This window comes from Providencia sp. PROV080, from assembly GCF_033688105.1.
GTDB classification, from domain to species: Bacteria; Pseudomonadota; Gammaproteobacteria; order Enterobacterales; family Enterobacteriaceae; genus Providencia; species Providencia zhejiangensis.
In genome coordinates this window covers 88,149-108,033 of the sequence record NZ_CP096346.1, presented here as the reverse complement: position 1 = coordinate 108,033, position 19,885 = coordinate 88,149, and the positions used below count along the sequence as shown (strand labels likewise).

The following is a 19,885-nucleotide window of genomic DNA, read 5'->3' as shown; positions in this document are numbered from 1 at the left end:
TACAGCAACTGTCTTGGCAGTACGACATTGCTCACATTGCTTCCAGTGTTTAGTTTAGCCAGCTTAGTGCTGGCTATTTTTTTATCTATTCATCTCATTCAAATTTTTTGGATCCTAAAGTCAAACCTGTCTACTTCTCTCTTTTGCCAAGTTAGCTAAACTGTCAGCAATACATTTAGCGCACCTCAGCACAAATAGGGGCGCTTTTAAGGAGATGACACAATGATCTATGTACGTAAAGCGAATGAACGCGGCCATGCTAATCATGGTTGGCTAGACAGTTGGCATACCTTTTCATTTGCTAACTATTATGATGAACAGTTTATGGGTTTCTCCGCGCTCCGTGTCATCAACGAAGATTTTATCGATGCTGGTCAAGGTTTTGGCACTCATCCCCATAAAGACATGGAGATCTTAACTTATGTTCTTGAAGGTACGGTGGAACATAAAGACAGCATGGGTAACATGGAGCAGATCCCAGCGGGTGAATTTCAAATCATGAGCGCCGGTACAGGCATACGTCATTCAGAGTACAATCCAGATGATAAAAATCGTCTTCACTTGTACCAAATTTGGATTTTACCTGAAAAGGCGGGTATCGAGCCTCGTTATGAGCAAAAACGCTTTGATTCTGCGGATGGCAAGCAATTAGTCCTCTCGCCAGATGCAAGAGAAGGTTCGTTAAAAGTCTATCAAGACATGACATTATGGCGTTGGGCATTACCCCAAGACGAGACACACACCTATACGCTTGCAGATAAGCGAGTTGTTTGGATCCAAGTGGTTAAAGGCACTGTTGAGGTGAATGGCCAAACCGCAACAACCAGCGATGGTTTAGCCATTTGGCAAGAAAACCAACTGACGATTAAGGCAAGTGAAGATAGCGAAATCTTACTGTTCGATTTACCTGCCGCTGAATAATGTTTCAATGTCAAAAAGGCCCTCAATTGAGGGCCTTATCTTTTAAAACTCAACACGTTATTACAGTTTAGGACCTGCTTTAACCAGAGCCTCACCCGCTGGGGTATCTGTATACTTATCGAAGTTTTTCACGAAACGGTCAGCTAAATCTTTCGCTTTCTCATCCCATTGTGCTTTGTCAGCGTAAGTATTACGTGGGTCAAGAATGTTGGTATCTACGCCCGGTAATGCTGTTGGCACTTCCAGATCAAAGATAGGCAGTTTAATGGTATCTGCTTTCTCGATATCACCGCTTAAGATAGCGTCAATGATGGCACGAGTATCTTTAATAGAGATACGCTTGCCCGTACCATTCCAGCCTGTATTCACTAAGTAGGCTTTCGCACCCGCAGCTTCCATACGTTTAACTAATACTTCTGCATATTGTGTTGGGTGCAAGGACAGGAATGCTGCACCAAAACAGGCAGAGAACGTTGGTGTAGGCTCTGTTACGCCACGTTCAGTACCGGCTAATTTCGCAGTGAAGCCAGATAGGAAGTGGTACTGAGTTTGTTCTGGCGTCAAACGTGAAACAGGAGGTAATACCCCAAATGCATCCGCCGTTAAGAAGATAACTTTAGTGGCGTGACCCGCTTTAGAGATAGGTTTAACAATATTTTCGATGTGGTAAATAGGGTAAGAAACACGGGTGTTTTCTGTTTTTGAACCATCATCAAAGTCAACACTGCCATCGGCCAGCACTGTGACGTTTTCTAATAATGCATCACGCTTGATAGCACCGTAGATGTCCGGCTCAGCTTCTTTAGATAGGTGGATAGTTTTCGCATAGCAACCCCCTTCAAAGTTGAACACGCCATCATCATCCCAACCATGCTCATCATCACCAATCAACTTACGTTTTGGATCTGTAGACAGCGTCGTTTTACCTGTACCAGACAGACCGAAGAAGATCGCCACATCGCCCTCTTCACCAACGTTAGCAGAGCAGTGCATGGACGCAATGCCTTTCAGTGGAAGCAGGTAGTTCATCATTGAGAACATACCTTTCTTCATTTCACCGCCGTACCAAGAGCCACCAATTAGCTGCATACGTTCAGTTAAGTTGAAAGCAACAAAGTTTTCTGAATTCAGACCTTGTTCTTTCCAATTTGGGTTAGTGCATTTTGCACCATTCATCACAATAAAGTCTGGTTCAAAACCAACCAGTTCAGCGTCAGTTGGACGAATGAACATATTTTTTACGAAATGCGCTTGCCAAGCCACTTCCGTGATAAAACGTACTTTTAAGCGAGTGTCTGCGTTCGCACCACAGAATGCATCAACAACAAACAGGCGCTTACCTGACAGTTGTTCAGTGACCAAATGCTTTAAATGACTCCAAACTTCTTGGGTCATTGGTTTGTTATCGTTTTTACCTTTACCTTGGTCTGCCCACCAAACGGTATCACGGGTCACATCATCACGTACAATATACTTATCCTTTGGAGAACGACCTGTAAAAATACCGGTATCAACAGCGACAGCACCTAGTGTGGTCACCGTTCCACGCTCATAGCCTTCTAATCCAGGTTTAGTTTCTTCCTTGAACAACAGCTCATAACTCGGGTTGTAAACAACGTCAGCTACATCGTGAATGCCGTACTGTTCGAGTTCCTTAGGGGTAATACTTTTAGCGCTCATTATTATTGCTCCTGGTAATCATAACTAATCTACAGATGATCATAATTCTTTACGACTAATTAACAGCGATAGCTATCAAAGAATTGAAAATGTATAATTTTTTTTAATTCATTATGAGACTTAGAGCACGTAATAAGCCTTTAAAATTATAAAAAAAGGGTGCAAAATTGCACCCTCGTCACATAATTAGGTTGCTAAATCGTATCAGTGAAGTTGCTGATTTTGAACATTTTTTAACCCTTGAATATCGGATTCAATAAATACGTAGTGTGAGCCACAATATTCACACTCCATATCAATTTTTCCATCTTTTTGCAATATATCGATAACATCTTCTTCAGGTAACGTCATTAAGGTACTTTCACAACGCTCGCGTGAGCAAGTACAGCGAAACTCGACCGATTGCGGGTCATACAAAGTCACATCTTCTTCATGATAAAGGCGGTGTAGCACTTCTTTGACATCCAGTGCGCTCAGCTCTTCACCTTTAATCGTTGCCGTGAGTTGCACTAAGTGATCGAAAATATCATGGCTATCTTCATCGGCAGCCGGTAAAACTTGCAGTAACATACCACCAGCAATGGCCTTACCCTCTGACTCACCTACGCGGATAAATAAACGAGTAGGTAACTGCTCTGACTGCATGAAATAAGCATCAATACACTCTTCCAGCGTTTCACCTTCAATCGCAACAATCCCCTGATAACGTTCACCTTGATTTGGCGTGATCGTAATGACCATATAACCATTACCAATCATCTGCTTTAAGGTGCTTCCTGCCACAACAGGACCATTGATACGAGCAACGCCACGCATTTGTTGTAAGTTATTGCCATTAATCACCGCCAAGTTCACAGGGCCATCGCCTTGAATTTGAACAGTAATATCACCATCAAACTTTAAGGTTGCAGTCAGCAGACTCGTTGCAACAAGCAATTCACCTAATAATCCTTTAACGGCATCAGGGTAATCATGATTATTCAGGATTTGCTGAAATGTCTCGTCAACATTGATCATTTCCCCACGTACAGCATGTTGTTCAAACAGGAAACGGTGGAGTAGGTCTTGTTTAGCCATAATTTCTCTCTATTACTGATAAGGGGTTTTTGCCTAGAGGACTAAGCGACAACCTCTCTTGATTAAAACACGTTTAAATCGAATAAAATTGACCCTTCCGCGTCAACCGCCCTTAGGATGAACCGTGGGAGTTCGATTGTTTAAATTTTAGTAAGGTACGACGTTCTTTTTTATCTGGGCGTCGTTCAGGATGAGGCATCGTTAACGCATTCATCTTTCGTGCTTGCTGGACTTTTTCGCGCTGTTCGAGACTTTCTTGCGTTTCACGATAAAGCAATTGCGCCTCCGGTGCTCCTCGGCGCTGGCTACTTATCTCTAAAACCTCAACCGTTCGTTCATCATTCCCTTGCCTTAGCCTGATCAGCGCGTTTAGTTCGACTATTTTGCCCGGCTTCGTTCTTTGCCCATTATAGTGAACTTTTCCACCATCAATCATATCGCGAGCGATAGAACGTGTTTTATAAAAACGCGCTGCCCATAACCATTTATCAAGGCGAACCTGTTCTGTTGGTGGTTGTTTCATGATGTTATCCTCAATGCCAATCTTTAAAATGAGGCCTCCATCATTTAGACGTTATCTTTGATGGGAGAGATTGTCTGCCTCAAAGCACTTATCATAATACTGTTGAATATTACGTAAGCGCTTTTTGTTATTCATGATACGGATTATCACTAAAGTGCCATTTAGTATCACACAAGCAGCGAGAAAAAGCGCAAATAAGGAGCTACTGACATACCGAGACAATACTTGTTCATCAGGTTTACTATGAAGCGTGATATGCAATGTCCCATTCGCATCGGTCGATAAATTGGTGATGATACCTTCAATATCGAATGGCGTATTAATAAGCAAGCCTGCTATTCGTTTCAGTTCCATCCAACGTTGCAGAGGAGTCATATCATTAAACGTGCTTCCCACGATAAAATCGACTAATGCCTTATTTTCATCGCTAATTAACAGCACACCACCAGGTGGGGGGCTATTAAGTTTTGCGGCCTCTTTTTCCACTTCGCCTTTGATAAACTCATATGTGGTGACTTCAACAAGGTTTTCCAAGGCCTCGGCGCTTCCTGCGCGTAATAAAACATGCGCACCGCTTAATTTACCGGTGGACGCTTTGACCACTAACGTTCCCCAATCATCTGTGCTGCCTAGGTTTATGAGGGCGTTTTTCAGTTTGGAGCACGCATTCTCTTCGTAACATAATTCATTCGTTCTCAATATTATTTCAGAAAAATCAAAAATAATATTCATCCCTGATTTCATAATGTCACGTTGTAATCGGGGGTTAACGCCAACACTGTTTTTATCAGGATGCAATTGGCTTTGCACCGTATTTAACAATCGAATGGCCCGCTCTACAATTTCTGATTCTGGATCCGGCGCTAAATTCATATTGTTCCAATAAACACCTGAACAATCAAAAGGCGCAAACTGGGCATGGTTCGAGTCAGATAAATTGGGGGGGCGATAGCACATTCCAACCCCTTTCGCGACAAGACTATCACCAATCTTCAACTTGCGGGTTTCCAATTCAGCCACATTGGTGACTTTCACTTTCTCCGAGCCTTCAAGCCATGCGACGCCAAGTTTTACGGGTAAGCACATGGATTGATAGGAAAACATCAAAATTAGAACCAATAGCCCCGTTGCGAGTACCAGTAGATTTTTTTTATATCGACGATAGGGGTAATAGCGTTCCTCTTCATGCAATGACAGGTATTGTCCATGCCGTAGAACTTGCCCTGAGGCATACATATCGATATTTGTCGCTTTATCCAATTCATGATGGATATACGGCTCCCAATGGGGTGGATAATAAAGATCTGTACCACCAATAGATACCGTTGATGATTGTCTTTTATCTAATTCACCATACAGTTCCCATCGCTTCGGTTGCCCAAAAACACATTGAACATCTTGAAATTTTTTAGGAAAAACACGAAACCGAAATAGCGCCAGCAACCCAATAACAAAGCAGAGAAAAGCGCCTACAAATCCCCACGACTGCACAACAGGAATTGCCACTAACGCTAAATACCCAAGTAAGAAACTGAGGCAGATCAAAATAGCGCCAAACCAACCTGAAGAATGATTTAGCTGATGTTCTTCTAGTGTCTCCTTGCGTACACGCAATAGCTGGACATTAGGCTCCCCTCTTTCATGAATAGCCGCCTCTGGCGTCGTGACTTCAGTCGCTTCTTCTGAAGACCATTCATAATTAAAATCTTTTAGCGAAAAGCCATTTAGCGAAATAATTAATGGCAAATGGTTAGTTTCCACTAACTCCATGACATTTTTTTGCTGTAAATAAGGCTCAAGCTGCTCGGGAAGTTTAACCTCAATGGTATCAATAAAATAACGCCAGCCATTCGTCTGTTCTTGCCGTAAATTAAAGCGAGTCACCGAATTACAGACGGTGGCAATCACGGCATTTTTCTTCAATTGCCACGGATTTTGCTCAGAGCCTTGGGGAGAAAAAAGATTGGTGCGTAAGTACTGTGAGATAATCTGATAATCAGAGTCGATCATCTTGCGAAAAGAGGGTTCAGCCTGAGAAGGGATCTGATAGACGCCAGAATTCCGCCCCCGCCTGAAATACAGAAAGGAAGCCATTATAGTTAGGCTAATTATTACAATAGCCGTTATAATGACGTAATTAAGCATTTTTTCCCCAATGAAATAATATCAAGAAAAGCATAGCAATCACTACGCTGCCGCTATATAAGCCAATTCCTATTCTCTTTTTAATTTTTATGTTAATTTACAATATGTTGTAATTAAAAATTTTTATTTATTAATCTGTGCTATTTTTATACGCTGATATATACATAAAATAATTCAATCTGTATGTTGGCACACGCTCAACTCACACTATTTGATATAGGAACTTAGGTGACTTGAACCTTTGAACACTGTACTCTATTTACCACACCAGTCCTATAACTTGAAGCGTGTTGGCTATACTAACAGCATTTTATCAACCCGATAATCTCTATTAATTTTTTTTGATATAAGCCATAGTTAATAACCGTGTAAAAGCGATGTTTCATCAATCGCCTATTTTTTTATTCATTCACCCTATTCGAGAACCATTATGACAGAGCTTAAAAAGCCAAAAATTTTGAATATTCAGGATGTTGCTCATTCCAAATTATTCAGCATCCAATCTGTTGACCTCGAGTTTAGCAACGGTGAAAAACGTATCTATGAAAGAATGCGCCCAGGAAAACGTGAAGCTGTTCTCATCGTTCCTCTCATAAATGACAGCTTAATCTTAATCCGAGAGTATGCCGTCGGTATTGAAGATTACGAGCTAGGGTTCCCTAAAGGCGCTATCGATCCGGGCGAAACACCAATTGAAGCTGCACAACGCGAGCTAAAAGAAGAAATTGGTTTCGGTGCAAACCAGATCACACAAGTTGCCAAGCTCACCATGTCACCATCTTACTTTTCGAGTAAGATGAATATACTTATCGCGAGTGACCTGTATAACGAAAAGCTGGAAGGTGATGAACCAGAACCTTTACAACAAGTTAGATGGCCAATTGCCCGCATGATGGAGTTGCTTGAGCATCCGGACTTCAATGAGGCCCGTAATATCAGCGCACTATTTTACCTTGAACGCTTCTTAAAAAATCGTAGCTAGCGTCACATCGAACTTTAAATAATCGCTTAAAAATAAATAGGAAAATCAATATAACGATTTTCCTATTTAACGATCATTTTATAACCACCTCTTCACCGATTACAAGGTGAAGCAGCACATTAGAACAACTCTTGGCTTTCACCACTCTCTTCAATAATGGTGGTACCGACTTCCTGAATGGCATGCTCTTTCGGCTCAGTTCCCTCAATAAAGTACTCTTTACGAGAACTACCTAGCTTACCTGTGCGGCTATCGATAGACACCGCAATAATCCCTTTCGGTGGTTTCATCATCGTAACAGGAACGCCTTCTAAGATAGATTTCATGAAATCATCCCATATTGGCTGAGCGCTCTTCGCACCAGCCTCACCGCCACTGATAGCTGTACGGCCTAAAGTACGTTTGTTATCGTCAAAACCAATCCAAGCTGACGCAACAACATCGGGGCCATAACCAGAGAACCACGCATCTTTCGAGCTGTTTGTCGTTCCTGTTTTGCCGCCAATATCACGACGCCCACCTAAATCTCTTGCTGCGCGCCAACCCGTACCTAACCAACCGGGTTCCCCGTAAATGTTGGTCATCATCGCATCCCTAATTAAGAAAGCTAACGGCGTACTAATCACATGAGGTGCATACTGATTTTCAGTCGTGGCCTCTTCAGGGCTCGCTGCTGGCACATCCATTGTTGGCTCTTGTGCAGCAAGTTTATCATCCGACTGAGTGACTTCTTCAGTAGACTCATCATCAATACCTTTAAGTGCTATCGTCCGCTCAGTATTGCCATACACAACTGGAATATCCGTACAATCAGGGCAGGCTATTCTTGGTTTCGCTTCAAAAAGTACCTCACCCTCTGCATTCTCAATTTTTTGAATATAGTAAGGATCAATCAGATAGCCACCATTCACCATCACCGCATAGCCTCGCACCATCTGCATTGGCGTAAATGAAGGTGCACCTAGCGCTAAGGCTTCAGTTCGATTGATATTCTCGGCAGGGAAGCCAAAGCGTGTCAGATAATCGGCCGCATAGTCAACGCCCATGGCTCTCATGGCGCGCACCATCACTACGTTCTTCGACTCACCTAACCCTTGTCTTAAGCGAATAGGGCCTGCATAACGCGGCGGTGAATTTTTAGGTCGCCAGTCTGAGCCTGCCCCTGCATCCCAACGGCTGATAGGCACATCATTTAACAGTGAGGCCAGCGTTAAACCTTTATCCATTGCAGCTGTATATAAGAAAGGCTTTATATTTGAACCAACTTGGCGCAATGACTGAGTAACACGGTTAAATTCACTCATGTTAAAGTCAAAGCCTCCCACCAATGCAATGATGGCACCGTTATTTGGATTTAGCGCAACAAAAGCCCCATTTACCTCAGGAACTTGCCCCAACCACCAAATATCCTTCACCTTACGGATCCAAATTTGCTCACCCGCGTTGATCACAGAGTTAACTTTGCTGGGTGTTCCGCCTTGCTGAGTATCTGAAATAAACTTACGAGCCCAACGCACTCCTGCCAGCGTGATGGTTTCTGTTGACCCGTCCGCCAATTGTACCGTGGCTTCACTGGCCGTAGAGGAAAGCACAACAGCCGGTAATAGTGGGCCATAAACAGGGGATTTTTTAAGTTTTTCGATGATTTGTTCTGTCGACCAAGCTGGCTCTCCTGCTGTCCACAACACTTCAGCGGGCCCGCGATAACCATGACGAACATCATAATCAATTAAATTATTTCGTACCGCATCAGTGGCTGCGAGTTGGTCTTTACGTATAACCGTTGTGTAGACCTTGTAACCGTCAGTATACGCATCTTCACCATGTTGCTCATACAATGTCTGACGCGCCATTTCAGCGAGGTAAGGCGCTGAGAAATCGATTTTGGGTGCGTGATAAGATGCCTCAATTGGCTCACTTTTTGCCTGTTCATATTCTGCTTGGGTGATGTATTTCTCTTCTAACATACGCCCCAGAACGACGTTACGACGGCTGATCGCTTTTTCATAAGAGAATAAAGGATTTGAAGTTGAAGGCGCCTTTGGTAAACCCGCAATCATCGCGATTTCACTCAGCGTCAACTCATTGACTGTTTTACCAAAATACACATAGGCTGCTGCGCCCACGCCATAAGCACGGTTACCAAGGTAAATTTTATTGAGATACAGCTCCATGATCTCATCCTTGGTAAATAACTGCTCGATTCTTACGGCCAGAAACGCTTCTTTTACCTTACGCATCAACGTTTTTTCTGGGCTTAAGTAAAAATTTCTAGCTAATTGCTGAGTGATGGTACTCGCCCCTTGAGAAGCATGACCCGATGATGCCATCACCGTAACCGCTCGGAAAATACCGACAGGGTCGATACCATGGTGTTCATAAAAACGGCTATCTTCCGTTGCAATAAAGGCATTGACCATGAGGGGAGGAATATCAGCTAATGGCAACGGAATACGGCGCTTTTCACCATATTGTGCAATTAATTCACCATCAGCACTGAAGACTTGCATCGGCGTTTGTAAGCGGATGTCTTTCATTGTTGCGACGTCAGGTAACTCATCTTCGACATATTTGTACATGCCAAAAATCGAAGCGGTTCCCAAAAAAATGCAACAAATAACAATAATAAAAAAATATTTTACGAACTTCACCGGATAATTCCCATACTCAACAGACAGGAGGGTTTAGATATAGCTGGCGCGTAGTATAAAGCTTATACAGCTCAATAGAAATCGTAATTTATTTGTTGATGATAAGGAAATTATCTATGTATTCACAAAAATGGAACATCGGCATCGACCTTTTTCAAACAACGATCCGGCTTGTTGCCGCAAAGCAAACCCGCAAACGCTGGTACTTATGTGAATGTTGGCAACAAAATATCCCGAACGAAATCAGCGGCCAATCTGAAAATGACAAACGTGATATCCTACAAGAAATTTTAATACAATGGCGTCGGAAATTACCTAAAAATTGTCATGTCTCAATCGCTTTTTCCTCCTTACGGACACTCAAACAGCAAGTTCCCCTACCTGCGCAAGTCACATTAAAGCAACCTGAGTTAGGTTGGTATCTACAAACCCGTGCTGAAAAACTTTTTCCGCTTAATTCAGAAGAGTTAGTTATCGACTATCGAGTGATTAACAACTGTGCTTATTTAAATGGTGTTCGTAAGTCTGAAATCATTTTTTGGCAAAACTTGTTGCATGAAAGTGGTTTTTTACTGGCCGCTATCGATGTTGCGCCTTGTGTTTTACGTTATATTGCGCGACATGCTGGGATACCGGATGAAAGCTGGCTATTACATTATCGGCAAGGGGAGTGGCTATGGTCAGGCCCTGTCAGTCAACCCGCGAGTTATAACCAAATTCAAGAGAATGAGCGTTCAACACTCTCACAAATGATTTCTCAACTCCAAGAAGAAAATACCGCGCTGAAGCTCCCTTTCTATTATATCGGTGATCACCACCAAGCTCAGACAATACAATCATGGAACTTATTACAGGCTTTCCATCATCATACCGCTAAAATCCCTCACCAGCTGGGGGAGTTTGTTATCGCAGCAGGGTTAGCACTACGCCATAAGGATAATGAACATGTATCAAGTTAATTTTTTACCTTGGCGACAACAAAAAATGGCAGCTAAAAAACGCTATTGTGTGGTGTTATGCCTCTTTCAAAGTTTTTTCGTCATCGTGTGCATGATTTATTTTTCAGCGCAACAGCAGTTGGAACTGCGACAACGACAAATCACTAAGACACAACTTACCCAGCAGGTCACACACAATCAGCAACATATTCAACTGGTTACAGAAAAACACATACAGCTCACCAAGTGGCAACGCTATCAAGAGAGCTTAGCTCGACAAGCACAACGTAACTCATTAAGGCTAAGTATCTTGCATAAACTGCCAGAACTCACGCCACCCAAAAGCTGGTTAGCGCATTTTTCACTCACAGACAAACATTTCGAGATAGCGGCAAGGAGTTATGATCCTCATGATATTCACCAGTTAATCACGCGATTAGAAAACAGCCCATTACTACAAAAAATACAGCTCATAAAAATGGAGAGGTCAGAAAAAATTAATTACCTACATTTGAGCGCGAACTATTTGGAAGGTACAGATGAATGAGAGCACTTCAGCATTTTGGTATCGCCCGTTTTGGCAACAATCCATCCCTTTTTGGGCAGTAATGAGCCTAATTTTGCTGGCCTATTTTCAGTTTTATTGGCAAGAAATCGAATATCAACTGACCGAACTGAAAAATGAAACTCAGCACCTTGCCGTTCAGTCACAACAAAAGGAAAAAATACGGCGACAGCTTCCATCGCTACAACAACTTGACCAACAACTTATCGAACTAGAACAGAAATTTGCATTAGCGAAGCAAGATTCAGCACAATTTATCACCTATTTGCAGCAAATTGTCACTCACACCAATGTCGCACTTAAACGCTTACACCCATCAACAAATAGGGAGAATAATGAACAACGCTATTTCATTGAAGTTCAAGGTAATTACCCTGAAATCTATCATTTTATTGATAATCTTATATCAACGTTATCCCACCAAACAGGGGGAGTTTCTGAGGTAAACTTTCAGTCTAAAAACGGTCAATTAACCGCAATATTAACTATTACATTTATCAAGGATGATATTATTAATGAATAATAAATTGCTTTTTGTGGTCACCATTCTTTTGATTTCATTGAAGGTTACAGCACAAGAGATGCGCGACCCCTTTATCCCTCTCTTAAAAGAAGCGAATGGCAATGAAACGGTATTAATCTCAGCAAAAAGTACACCGCAAAAAATTGCGGCACCACTTGTCGAAAAAATTTTTACGTTAACCTCGGTCAGTGCAGATACAGCCCTGCAACAGTTACAGCAGACGCACACCGCTTTATTATCAAATGAAGGCTTCGCAACCAGCCATTCTATTACCAATAGCTTAGTGATCAAAGACACGGCAATACGCCTAAAATTGATTGAAGACTGGCTAAAGCAATTAGATGTCCCTAAGCAACAAGTTCAAATCACGGCACATATCATCAGCAGTAGCCGAACAGCTCTGCAAGAACTCGGTTTAGAGTGGGGAATGCTGTCAGGAAGTCCTAATAATAAACGCTATCAACGTTATAACCGATATGATTCAACTCAGGGACAATTCAACTTTAACCTACTGCGACTGGGTGAAGGTTTGTTAGAGCTAAAGCTGAACGCATTGGAAAAAGAAAATTTACTTTCTATTATTGCGAGTCCTCGTTTGATGGCATCACATAAGCATCCAGCGAGTATTCAGCAAGGCACAGAGATCCCCTATGTGACCAGTACTGAAAAGACAACTAACGTACAATTCAAAGATGCCGTTTTGGGAATGGAGGTCACCCCCACCCTTTCACGCGGTGATCAGGTTGAATTATTACTGAAAATTAGTCATAACTCGCCGGATACCGCCCTTACAACAAGTGAAAGCAACTATTTAGCGATCAACAAACAAGAAATCGCTACATCCGTCACGATCCGCAATAATGAAACACTCATACTTGGTGGGATTTTCCAACAGAAGCAAGAGAAAACAGAAACAGGTTTCCCTTTTTTATCAGACATCCCTCTTCTAGGAAAATTATTTACTAGTACGGGTAAACATATTGACCGTAGAATTCTTGTGGTTTTTATCACACCAAAGCTTATCAGTATCTAGATAAAAAAATAACATTGATACTTCAAGTAGTTGAACAAATATAAAGGAAATGTCAGTCGAGAAAATTATTTTTTATGCCATAAACCTGCCGGATAAATTTGACGCTGACGCCGTTTTAGCATACAAGGTTATCCATTGAGTGTTCTAACTATCCGTAGATTAAAGAACAAGCTATCAGCCGCTGATAAAATAGCCGCAATCAATTTGCTCTATAAATTAACAGGTCCGCTGTTTCTTTTATGCGGCGGTAATGCTGTTAAAACTCATTTTGAACAATACGTTAGGCAAAATAGACGGCGTAGTAAAAGAAACCAGTAACACAAGTGTGGCACTTTGTTCGCTCAGTGCCACATTTATATAGTTGCAATTCAGGTTGATGTATTGAGATAATTTTCTTATCTGATCTCACTTATCATTCATGAGGTTTCAGTTTAGGTCCCGTCGCTAATTCGATTGGCGGGGCGGGTTATCATTAACGAATAATCGTAGTAATACCAAAAAACATGGCAGAGAAACGCAATATCTTTCTGGTTGGACCGATGGGTGCCGGCAAAAGTACTATTGGTCGTCAATTGGCTCAACAGCTTAATATGGAGTTTTTTGACTCTGATCACGAGATTGAAAAACGTACAGGCGCAGATGTAAGCTGGGTCTTTGACCTAGAAGGCGAGGAAGGCTTCCGCGATCGCGAAGAAAAAATCATCAATGAGCTTACCGAAAAACAAGGCATCGTGCTCGCAACAGGTGGCGGTTCAGTAAAATCGAAAGAAACTCGCAATCGCCTATCCGCTCGTGGTGTTGTTGTGTATCTCGAAACCACTATCGAGAAGCAGTTGTCTCGAACTCAACGTGATAAAAAACGTCCACTATTACAGGTAGACGAACCTGCACGTGAGGTTCTCGAAAAACTGGCATCTGAACGCAACCCAATGTATGAAGAGATCGCTGATATCACTATTCATACTGATGAGCAAAGTGCCAAAGTTGTGGCGAGCCAAATCATCGAGCTGTTAGAAAAAAACTAACTTAACACCCGTAATGGCTACAAGGTAAAGCAAGATGGAAAAAATCACTGTTACGTTGGATGAACGTAGTTATCCAATCACTATTGCCCCTGGTCTTTACAACCAACCAGATGCTTTTTGGCCTCTTAAAGCAGGTCAACGAGCCATGGTCGTGACCAACGAAACACTTGCGCCCATCTATCTCGATAAATTCACGCAAGCCCTTAAAGCAATAGGAGTAACAGTCGATTCCATCGTTCTACCTGATGGTGAACAATACAAATCGTTGTTCATTATGAACGATGTATTCACAGCATTACTTGAAAAACACCATAATCGCGATACCACCCTCATTGCTCTTGGTGGGGGAGTTATCGGTGACCTAACAGGTTTCGCTGCGGCAAGCTATCAGCGTGGTGTACGCTTTATTCAAGTCCCCACGACGTTACTGTCACAAGTTGACTCTTCCGTTGGTGGTAAGACTGCGGTTAACCATCCATTAGGTAAAAATATGATCGGGGCATTTTATCAACCCGCCTCTGTCATCATTGACCTTGATTGTTTAAAAACGCTACCAAAGAGAGAGTTTGCCTCTGGTCTCGCCGAGGTCATCAAATATGGCATCATTCTTGATGGTGAGTTTTTTAGCTGGTTAGAAGAAAATATCGATGCCTTGATGGCATTAGATAACCAAACAATGGCTTACTGCATTCGTCGTTGTTGTGAATTAAAAGCGCAAGTGGTCGCTGCTGATGAAAAAGAAACCAGCGGGTTAAGAGCATTACTTAACCTCGGTCATACTTTTGGCCACGCCATTGAAGCACATATGGGCTATGGTGTCTGGCTGCATGGTGAAGCCGTTGCTGCGGGTATGGTCATGGCAGCGAAAACAGCAGAACGCATAGGAACATTCACAGCGCAACAAACACAGCGCATCATTACGCTGTTAGAACGTGCACAATTACCCGTTACCGGCCCAGAGCAAATGCAACCCGATGACTATTTACCTCACATGCTAAGAGATAAAAAAGTCATGGGCGGAAAATTGCATTTGATCTTACCAACCACTATCGGACATGCAGAAATGCGTTCAGATGTTGAAACACAAGTCGTTCAAGATGCAATATCTTCCTGTTTACCCTAAAACCTGAATCGCCTTTGAGCAATTATCAACCAGAAGCATTTTAAAACCAGCCAGATAACCTGAGGTTTTAAAATGTTTCTGGCAGATATGTCTTAAAGTCGTTAAATTATACGCTATGTCTAAAGTTTCAGGTTACAACATTCACTTAAACACTTAGACTTTTAGACATGTCATGTCCATGTCGTATTTATCGTATGCAAACGATATGGCAAGTATAAAACTATCCTTTGCAACATTGCGGGTATACACTATTTACTCGTTAAGAGGCCGTAATGAAAAGAGAAATTTTATCTCGATCACAAGGCAATTTTTATTCGGGAGGGCAAAATGGACGAATTTAAACCAGATAATCAGCCTCAAGCACAGAATGATCTGCGGCCTGATGCATCCGACCGTCCAACTGGTCGTAGCCGCCCATCACCAGCAGCAAAACCCAAATTAACACTATCACGTCAGCACATCATGATCGGTGTTGGTGTTTTAGTTTTGTTATTACTGATTATCGCCATTAGCTCAGCCTTAAAGGCGCCAACGGAGCATGAAAGACAGCAAGCGACGACGTCCTCATCGAATGAGCGTAACATCGATTTATCAGGTTCCTCGTCGCTCAGTGCTAATCAGGGTCAACAAGGACAAACACAAGAAATTAATGTCCCCTCTGTGAACCCAACCCCAACACAGGGTACTCAGCAGCAACCACAAAATGGTTATGGTGAACGAATTGAGATCCCAGATGATGTTGCCGATGCTTTGAATCAAGGACAAACACTTAATCAAGGCGCCCAAAATACACCTGCACAGAATATCGCACCACCACCAGTGGTTCAGACGCCACCTGCATCAAAACCACAAACTACACCGGTGAAACCTGAGAAACCACAGACAAAACCTGTAGAAACCAAACAACCTGTTCAGACTAAGCAGCCAGCAAAAACCACAACAGCAAATAACGCTCAAAGTGGTAATTTAATGTCTGCTCCAGCAGGTAACTATACATTACAGTTAAGCAGTGCAAGCCGCTCAGATACATTAGAAGCTTTCGCTAAACAACATAAACTCAATAACTATAAAGTTTATAAAACAATCCGTAATGGGCAAACTTGGTATGTTCTGATCCACGGAAACTATCGTTCTGTTAATGAAGCTAAAAGCGCTATTGCGACTTTACCAGCAGAAGTTCAAGCGAAAAAACCATGGGTTAGAAATATGAAGCAAGTTCAACAGGATCAAAAATAACAACGTTTTATCGCGGGCGCATTATGCTGTCCTGACAGAGTACCTAATACGACTCTAAACGTTTGTAATAATAAGACGGCATGAAAAAAACACGCGCTTTTTTGAAATGGGCTGGCGGTAAATACCCTCTAGTGGAAGATATTAAAAAACATCTTCCACAGGGTGATTGCTTGATCGAGCCCTTTGTAGGGGCAGGCTCTGTTTTTCTAAACACCAGCTATGACGCTTATGTCCTAGCGGATATCAACAGTGACCTAATTAATCTCTACAATACGGTAAAATACCGGACTGACTCTTTTATCGGGGAAGTTCGTCAGATCTTTACGCCTGAATTTAATACTGCTGAGCAGTACTATCTGAAGCGTGAAGAATTTAACCAATCTACAGACCCTATCAAACGTAGTGTATTATTTTTATATCTGAATCGTCATTGCTACAATGGTCTATGCCGTTACAATTCACGTGGTGAATTTAACGTTCCATTTGGCCGTTATAAAAAGCCTTACTTTCCAGAAGAAGAGCTACTATGGTTTGCCGAAAAGGCTCAAAAAGCCACCTTTGTCACTCAACACTACGAAAGTACACTCTTGTCGGCACCATCAGGTTCCGTGGTTTACTGTGACCCACCGTATGCCCCATTGTCTGAAACGGCAAACTTTACGGCATACCACACCAATGCATTCAGTGCGCAAGAACAACAAAATCTTGCTCGCCTAGCGCATTATTTGTCTTCAGATCGCAAAATTCCGGTTCTGATTTCAAATCATGACACGCCAGCAACCAGAGAGTGGTATCATCAGGCTAAATTACATATAGTCAAAGTGCGTCGAACAATCAGTCGAAACATACTTAATCGTAATAAAGTCAATGAACTATTGGCATTATATAATGAAGAACCCGCACTAAAATTGCCAAAAAAAACGGATAAGACAAGCACCAAACGCCTTTCGTCCGGCGTGGAATGACTCTCGGGTAACATTTAAATAATCGGAGACAATAATGAAAGATTTTCTCATTGCCCCATCTATTTTATCTGCAGATTTTGCCCGTTTAGGCGAAGATACCGCAAAAGTACTGGCAGCTGGTGCAGATATTGTGCACTTTGATGTTATGGATAACCACTATGTTCCTAACCTCACTTTCGGCGCACCGATTTGTAAAGCTCTGCGTGATTACGGTATCACCGCTCCGATTGATGTTCACTTGATGGTTAAACCTGTCGACAGAATTATTCCTGATTTTGCCAAAGCTGGCGCAAACCACATCAGTTTTCATGTGGAAGCCAGTGAGCACGTCGATAGAACACTGCAACTGATTAAAGAGCACGGTTGTACCGCGGGCTTGGTTTTCAACCCAGCAACACCATTGAGCCACCTAGAGTATGTGATGGATAAAGTAGACATGATCCTACTCATGTCGGTAAACCCAGGATTTGGTGGCCAATCTTTTATCCCTCATACACTAACTAAATTGCGCCAAGTCCGTAAAATGATTGATGAAAGCGGTTATGATATTCGCTTGGAAATCGATGGTGGCGTGAAAATTGATAATATTGCCGAAATTGCTGCTGCGGGTGCCGACACCTTTGTTGCAGGCTCTGCAATTTTTGGTCAACCCGATTACAAAGCCGTCATTGATCAAATGCGTAAGGAATTACAAAAGGTATCTCAATGACACAACCGCGTTTAGAAAATATCAAAGCCATCGCGTTTGATTTAGATGGTACTCTCGTTGACAGCGCTGCTGGGCTGTCAGAAGCGTTAGACCGCGCCCTAGAAGAACAAGGCTTTCCACCCGCTGGAAAAGAGCGTGTTTCAATTTGGGTAGGTAACGGTGCTGACATCATGATTGACCGCGCCTTAACCTGGGCGGGAGCAACGATAACTCCCAAGCTCCACCGCGCCACTCGCGAAAGCTTCGATAAATTCTATGCAACTTCTGTCACAACAGGCAGCGAGTTATTTCCTGAAGTCAAAGCAACACTGGAAAAACTCGCTCAGCACGGCTTACCGATGGCTATTGTGACCAATAAACCAACCCCATTTATCGCCCCTTTACTGAAGAAGTTAGCCATTGATAGCTATTTTTCTCTGGTTCTTGGCGGTGATGATGTGAAAGAAAAAAAACCACACCCAGCTCCACTGTACCTGACCATGGGCAAGCTGGGTTTACGTAAAGAGGAATTGCTTTTTGTCGGTGATTCCCGTAATGATATTATTGCCGCAAAAAGCGCACAATGCCCTAGCGTTGGCTTAACTTATGGTTATAACTACGGTGAATCCATCGCACTGAGCGAACCTGACTGTGTATTAACACACTTTTCAGATATCCTGCCTACTATCGGTTTATCTGACACAAAATAATTAAAGGATATAACAAGCAATGAGTGAACCCACTGAAAAACAAAAGCAAACCCAAAAACCTATCGTATTCAGCGGCGCGCAGCCTTCCGGTGAATTGACCATCGGTAACTACATGGGTGCGCTACGTCAGTGGGTACAAATGCAAGATGATTACGACTGCATCTATTGTATCGTTGACCAACATGCCATTACAGTACGCCAAGATCCAGACGAGCTCCGTAAAAGAACACTCGATACATTAGCACTCTATCTTGCTTGCGGCATCGACCATCAAAAAAGCACTATTTTTGTCCAATCTCATGTTCCACAACATGCACAACTCAGCTGGGCACTGAACTGCTACACCTATTTCGGCGAATTAAGCCGTATGACTCAGTTTAAAGACAAATCAGCGCGCCATTCAGAGAACATCAATGCGGGTCTGTTTGATTACCCAGTATTAATGGTGGCCGATATCCTGCTATATCAAACCAACAAGGTTCCTGTTGGGATTGACCAAAAACAGCATCTTGAATTGAGCCGCGATGTCGCTCAGCGTTTTAACGCGATTTATGGTGATATCTTCACTGTTCCAGATCCGTTTATTCCAACAGGTGGCGGCGCTCGAGTAATGGCATTACAAGATCCAACGAAGAAAATGTCTAAGTCGGATGAAAACCGCAATAACCTGATCGCTCTACTCGAAGATCCAAAAGGTGCTGCGAAGAAAATTAAGCGCGCAATGACCGATTCAGAAGAGCCACCTCGTGTTATTTATGATATCGAAAATAAACCTGGGGTCTCAAACCTGCTAGATATTCTGTCAGGCATTACAGGTAAAAGTATTCCTGAACTTGAAACTGAATTTGCCGGCCAGATGTACGGTCATCTAAAAGGTGCGGTTGCTGAAGCGGTAGCAGGTATGTTGACAACCCTGCAAGAGCGTTACCACCACTTCCGTAATGATGAAGCTTTGCTCAACAAAATTATGGATGAAGGTGCAACCAAAGCAGCAGCACGTGCCCAAGAAACATTGGATAAAGTGTATCAAGCGATTGGTTTTGTAAAACGCCCTCAACTGTAATAAAAATATGCCCTTGCCTTTTCTAAGGTAAGGGCTT

The 19,885-nt window shown here is 42.5% G+C and carries 18 protein-coding genes; 13 read left to right on the top strand and 5 right to left on the bottom strand.

What is annotated here, in order from left to right; all coding sequences use genetic code 11:
- Positions 1 to 222: 222 nt before the first annotated feature.
- Positions 223 to 921 carry a pirin family protein gene (locus M1F03_RS00445; RefSeq protein WP_154622044.1) on the top strand — a complete coding sequence of 233 codons (699 nt, stop codon included), beginning with the start codon at positions 223 to 225 and terminating at the stop codon, positions 919 to 921.
- 60 nt (positions 922 to 981) lie between these two features.
- Here M1F03_RS00445 and pckA read toward each other — a convergent pair whose 3' ends face one another.
- The 4 genes from pckA to M1F03_RS00425 form a co-directional block, all read right to left on the bottom strand.
- A complete protein-coding gene (gene pckA, locus M1F03_RS00440) occupies positions 982 to 2,601 on the bottom strand; it encodes a phosphoenolpyruvate carboxykinase (ATP) (protein ID WP_154622045.1) in 1,620 nt (539 codons plus the stop codon).
- Between the two features lie 204 nt (positions 2,602 to 2,805).
- On the bottom strand, positions 2,806 to 3,678 hold the full coding sequence (gene hslO / locus M1F03_RS00435) for an Hsp33 family molecular chaperone HslO (RefSeq protein ID WP_163860476.1): 873 nt from the start codon (positions 3,676 to 3,678) through the stop codon (positions 2,806 to 2,808).
- 112 nt (positions 3,679 to 3,790) lie between these two features.
- The gene (gene hslR, locus M1F03_RS00430; protein ID WP_154622047.1) at positions 3,791 to 4,201 is read right to left on the bottom strand and encodes a ribosome-associated heat shock protein Hsp15; all 411 of its coding nucleotides are present in this window, start codon (positions 4,199 to 4,201) and stop codon (positions 3,791 to 3,793) included.
- 51 nt (positions 4,202 to 4,252) lie between these two features.
- On the bottom strand, positions 4,253 to 6,346 hold the full coding sequence (locus tag M1F03_RS00425; RefSeq protein ID WP_196713938.1) for an IgaA/UmoB family intracellular growth attenuator: 2,094 nt from the start codon (positions 6,344 to 6,346) through the stop codon (positions 4,253 to 4,255).
- A gap of 430 nt (positions 6,347 to 6,776) precedes the next feature.
- Between M1F03_RS00425 and nudE the strand changes: the two genes are divergently transcribed.
- Positions 6,777 to 7,328 (top strand): ADP compounds hydrolase NudE, encoded by a 552-nt coding sequence (gene nudE, locus M1F03_RS00420; RefSeq protein WP_154621841.1) that lies wholly within the window; start codon positions 6,777 to 6,779, stop codon positions 7,326 to 7,328.
- A gap of 119 nt (positions 7,329 to 7,447) precedes the next feature.
- Here the strand turns inward: nudE and mrcA are convergent, their stop codons facing one another.
- On the bottom strand, positions 7,448 to 9,979 hold the full coding sequence (gene mrcA / locus M1F03_RS00415) for a peptidoglycan glycosyltransferase/peptidoglycan DD-transpeptidase MrcA (RefSeq protein WP_163860473.1): 2,532 nt from the start codon (positions 9,977 to 9,979) through the stop codon (positions 7,448 to 7,450).
- Between the two features lie 116 nt (positions 9,980 to 10,095).
- On the opposite strand from mrcA, the gene pilM reads away from it, so the two are divergent.
- The 11 genes from pilM to trpS all read left to right on the top strand — a co-directional run bounded on the left by pilM (position 10,096) and on the right by trpS (position 19,848).
- The gene (pilM, locus tag M1F03_RS00410; protein WP_163860472.1) at positions 10,096 to 10,938 is read left to right on the top strand and encodes a pilus assembly protein PilM; all 843 of its coding nucleotides are present in this window, start codon (positions 10,096 to 10,098) and stop codon (positions 10,936 to 10,938) included.
- Complete coding sequence (locus M1F03_RS00405; protein WP_251464834.1) at positions 10,925 to 11,464, top strand: PilN domain-containing protein; 540 nt, start codon at positions 10,925 to 10,927, stop codon at positions 11,462 to 11,464. The genes pilM and M1F03_RS00405 overlap by 14 nt, the downstream gene beginning before the upstream one ends.
- Positions 11,457 to 12,005 (top strand): hypothetical protein, encoded by a 549-nt coding sequence (locus M1F03_RS00400; RefSeq protein WP_154621845.1) that lies wholly within the window; start codon positions 11,457 to 11,459, stop codon positions 12,003 to 12,005. Before M1F03_RS00405 ends, M1F03_RS00400 begins: the two co-directional genes overlap by 8 nt.
- On the top strand, positions 11,998 to 13,038 hold the full coding sequence (locus tag M1F03_RS00395; RefSeq protein ID WP_154621846.1) for a secretin N-terminal domain-containing protein: 1,041 nt from the start codon (positions 11,998 to 12,000) through the stop codon (positions 13,036 to 13,038). Before M1F03_RS00400 ends, M1F03_RS00395 begins: the two co-directional genes overlap by 8 nt.
- Before the next feature lie 503 nt (positions 13,039 to 13,541).
- A complete protein-coding gene (aroK, locus tag M1F03_RS00390; RefSeq protein WP_154621847.1) occupies positions 13,542 to 14,063 on the top strand; it encodes a shikimate kinase AroK in 522 nt (173 codons plus the stop codon).
- A 34-nt stretch (positions 14,064 to 14,097) separates the two neighbouring features.
- Complete coding sequence (aroB, locus tag M1F03_RS00385; protein WP_251464833.1) at positions 14,098 to 15,186, top strand: 3-dehydroquinate synthase; 1,089 nt, start codon at positions 14,098 to 14,100, stop codon at positions 15,184 to 15,186.
- Between the two features lie 327 nt (positions 15,187 to 15,513).
- Positions 15,514 to 16,422 carry an SPOR domain-containing protein gene (locus M1F03_RS00380; protein ID WP_251464832.1) on the top strand — a complete coding sequence of 303 codons (909 nt, stop codon included), beginning with the start codon at positions 15,514 to 15,516 and terminating at the stop codon, positions 16,420 to 16,422.
- An 80-nt stretch (positions 16,423 to 16,502) separates the two neighbouring features.
- The gene (gene dam, locus M1F03_RS00375) at positions 16,503 to 17,387 is read left to right on the top strand and encodes an adenine-specific DNA-methyltransferase (RefSeq protein WP_154621850.1); all 885 of its coding nucleotides are present in this window, start codon (positions 16,503 to 16,505) and stop codon (positions 17,385 to 17,387) included.
- Positions 17,388 to 17,421: 34 nt separating this feature from the next.
- Positions 17,422 to 18,096 carry a ribulose-phosphate 3-epimerase gene (gene rpe, locus M1F03_RS00370; protein ID WP_154621851.1) on the top strand — a complete coding sequence of 225 codons (675 nt, stop codon included), beginning with the start codon at positions 17,422 to 17,424 and terminating at the stop codon, positions 18,094 to 18,096.
- Positions 18,093 to 18,785 carry a phosphoglycolate phosphatase gene (locus M1F03_RS00365; protein WP_251464831.1) on the top strand — a complete coding sequence of 231 codons (693 nt, stop codon included), beginning with the start codon at positions 18,093 to 18,095 and terminating at the stop codon, positions 18,783 to 18,785. The genes rpe and M1F03_RS00365 overlap by 4 nt, the downstream gene beginning before the upstream one ends.
- 19 nt (positions 18,786 to 18,804) lie before the next feature.
- Positions 18,805 to 19,848 (top strand): tryptophan--tRNA ligase, encoded by a 1,044-nt coding sequence (gene trpS, locus M1F03_RS00360; RefSeq protein WP_196713943.1) that lies wholly within the window; start codon positions 18,805 to 18,807, stop codon positions 19,846 to 19,848.
- The last annotated feature ends 37 nt before the right edge of the window (positions 19,849 to 19,885 follow it).